The organism is Hydrogenivirga sp. 128-5-R1-1, from assembly GCF_000171895.1.
On the sequence record NZ_ABHJ01000118.1, the window covers coordinates 1 to 2495 of the forward strand.

3 protein-coding genes are annotated in these 2495 nt (G+C 29.8%); all 3 read left to right on the forward strand.

Annotated elements, in window-relative coordinates; translation table 11 throughout:
- Nucleotides 1–119 precede the first annotated feature (119 nt).
- From HG1285_RS04550 to cmr5, 3 genes are read left to right on the forward strand one after another with little or no spacing between them, the layout of a single operon-like run.
- On the forward strand, nt 120–1163 hold the full coding sequence (locus tag HG1285_RS04550; protein WP_008288612.1) for a type III-B CRISPR module-associated Cmr3 family protein: 1044 nt from the start codon (nt 120–122) through the stop codon (nt 1161–1163).
- A complete protein-coding gene (gene cmr4, locus HG1285_RS04545; protein WP_008288613.1) occupies nt 1156–2028 on the forward strand; it encodes a type III-B CRISPR module RAMP protein Cmr4 in 873 nt (290 codons plus the stop codon). The genes HG1285_RS04550 and cmr4 overlap by 8 nt, the downstream gene beginning before the upstream one ends.
- On the forward strand, nt 2021–2455 hold the full coding sequence (cmr5, locus tag HG1285_RS04540) for a type III-B CRISPR module-associated protein Cmr5 (RefSeq protein ID WP_008288614.1): 435 nt from the start codon (nt 2021–2023) through the stop codon (nt 2453–2455). Before cmr4 ends, cmr5 begins: the two co-directional genes overlap by 8 nt.
- Nucleotides 2456–2495: the final 40 nt, after the last annotated feature.

Below are 2495 nucleotides of genomic sequence, written 5' to 3' on the forward strand. Positions count from 1 at the left end.
TAAAGTTGAAAATATCATTGAAATAATAAATAAGTTAAACAACAAATTTAATGACCCATTAAGAATAGTAAATATTTTAAAAATAGCAAAATACATAAATAAACAAAAGGTAATGTAAAATGGAAAGGTATCTGATAGCTCCTTTTGATGTTTTGATTTTTGGAGATGGGAAACCTTTTAATGCCGGTGAGCAACATAATAGAGAAATAAATTTTTTCCTTAATCCTGTTCCTTTTGTAAGTGCTTTTAATAAAAGTACAAATTCAAAAGTCGGTTTAAATGTTTTATCTCTTTACAATGAAGAAAAACAGGAATTTTTATTTCCTTCACCTTTTGATATTGGTTTTGAAAATGATGGAAAAGTTGTAAGCTCATTTTTGAAAAAATCTGATGGAGATTTCATTTCTTCAGAAAAAATAGAGTTTTTTGTTAAATTTAACACAGATAAAAAAATGAAAGCTGGCGGTAAATTTATAAATACAGAAGGTTTAATAAATTATCTACTTGGGAAAACACCAGAAAAAAACAGTTTTTATGACTTATTTGACATTATAACAAACGAGCTTACAGCAGGGATAGAAATAGATAAAAACAAAAGAACAACTAAGGAAAAAAAACTTTATTTCCAGCCATTTTTAAGATTTAATGAAAATGTTAGATTTTTTGCTGAGTTTAACAAAAAACTAAAAAAGGAATTTTTGACAATTGGCGGTGAAGCAAAGGCTGTAAAGGTCTTTAAAAGTGATAAAGCTCCTGAAACTTTTTTTGAAGAAGTAAAAGAAAGAATTAAAGAAAAAATACAAAAAACAAAACTTTTTAAAATAATTTTATTAACACCTACAAACTACCCACCAGAAATAAATGGAGCAAAGAAAATAGCCCAGCTGACAGGAAAAATTATAACCTTTAGTGGATGGTACAACATTTATAAAGAAAATAAGAAATTAGGCGGTTTTCCTACAAGACTGTTTAAGTTAATACCTGAAGGCTCTGTTTTTTATTATAGATTAGAAGATGAAAGTATGCTTGATGAGATTTTTAATAACTACTGGCTTAAGCCAAGATTTTATATACATGAACTTCCATATTTTGATAAAAACAGTCCTATAGGATTTGGATTAACAATAATTTCAGCAGTATCACTGGAGGGAAAAGATGAGTAAGAAAATAGCCTTTTATCACTGTCATACACCCCTGCACATAGGAAGTGGGACAACTTTAGACATAATAGACCTGCCTGTCCAGAGGGAGTCTCATACGGACTTTCCTGTGATGCCTTCAAGCTCAATAAAAGGCGTAATAAGAGCAGAGTATGGATTAAAAGAGGTAAATTTTTCTCCTGAGAATTTTCCTGAAAAACCTGAAGCCTGCCCTGAAAATGTTAATCAAGAAAAGTGTAAAGAGTTTTTCAATCTATTTGGACATGGAGAGCATGAAGGAGATATTATCTTTACTGATGGAAAAATTTTATTGTTTCCTGTGAAGTCTGTTAAAGGCGTTTTTGTGTGGATAACATCTCCTTTTGTGATAGATAGATTTAAAAGAGATACAGGGATAGACATTCCGTTTAATAGAGAGGCTTTAAAAAACAAAGGTGCTGTAGTTAGCTCTGAAGAGCCTGTAATAAGCAATAAGTATCTTGTTTTAGAAGAGCTTAGTTTTGAAGCTGAAATTGATAACAGTTTAAAAAATAGCTTTGATATGTTAGAGCTTGATATAGACCCTAAAAGAATAGCTGTATTATCTGATGACAGCTTTAGATATTTTGTAAAAAACCACACAGAAGTAAATGCAAGAACAAGAATTGACCAGGCTAAAGGAACAGTAAAAGAAGGGGCTTTATGGTATGAGGAATTAGTGCCGGCTGAAACAGTCTTTTATAACTTAATCTTCTCAAGAACAGAAAATAAGGAAAACATTAATAATGTTGCTGATTTTATAAATAATAAAATTTTCCAATTTGGAGGAGATGAAACATTAGGCAGAGGATTTACAAAGGTTTCTGTACTGGAGGGAAAAAATGAATAATAAAACCCTTGAGCAAAAAAGAGCAAGTTATGCATTTGAAAAGATAAAAGAAGTTATTAATAAACCTTATGAAAAAGACTTTTCCTCTCTAATAGGAAGACTTCCTACTTTAATACTTACAAATGGGCTTGGAAATACTCTTTCTTTTTTATTTTCAAAAGGTAAAAATCATCATTTAATGGCAATTGCAATTATATCAGACTGGCTTTTTAATGAAACAGATTTGAAAATAATAAAAGGTGAGTTTAACCGAGAGTGGTTTGACAACTTAGAAAAAATAAAAGATAAAAATAATATTGCAAACATTTTAAATCCAATTGTTTTAGAAGCACAAACACACGAATATATATTCGCAACAGAAGAAACTTTAAGACTTTTGAACTGGCTTAAAAGATTTTCAGAAGCAATGCTCAAAAAAGGGGATTAAGATGGCTAAAACTTTATCATCTGCCATTTCCAAAAATACA

Excerpts from the sequence above, each read along its gene's own strand:
- cmr5 (WP_008288614.1), top strand. The coding sequence starts at position 2,021 with ATGAATAATAAAACCCTTGAGCAAAAAAGAGCAAGTTATGCATTTGAA.
- HG1285_RS04550 (WP_008288612.1), top strand. The coding sequence starts at position 120 with ATGGAAAGGTATCTGATAGCTCCTTTTGATGTTTTGATTTTTGGAGAT.
- cmr4 (WP_008288613.1), top strand. The coding sequence starts at position 1,156 with ATGAGTAAGAAAATAGCCTTTTATCACTGTCATACACCCCTGCACATA.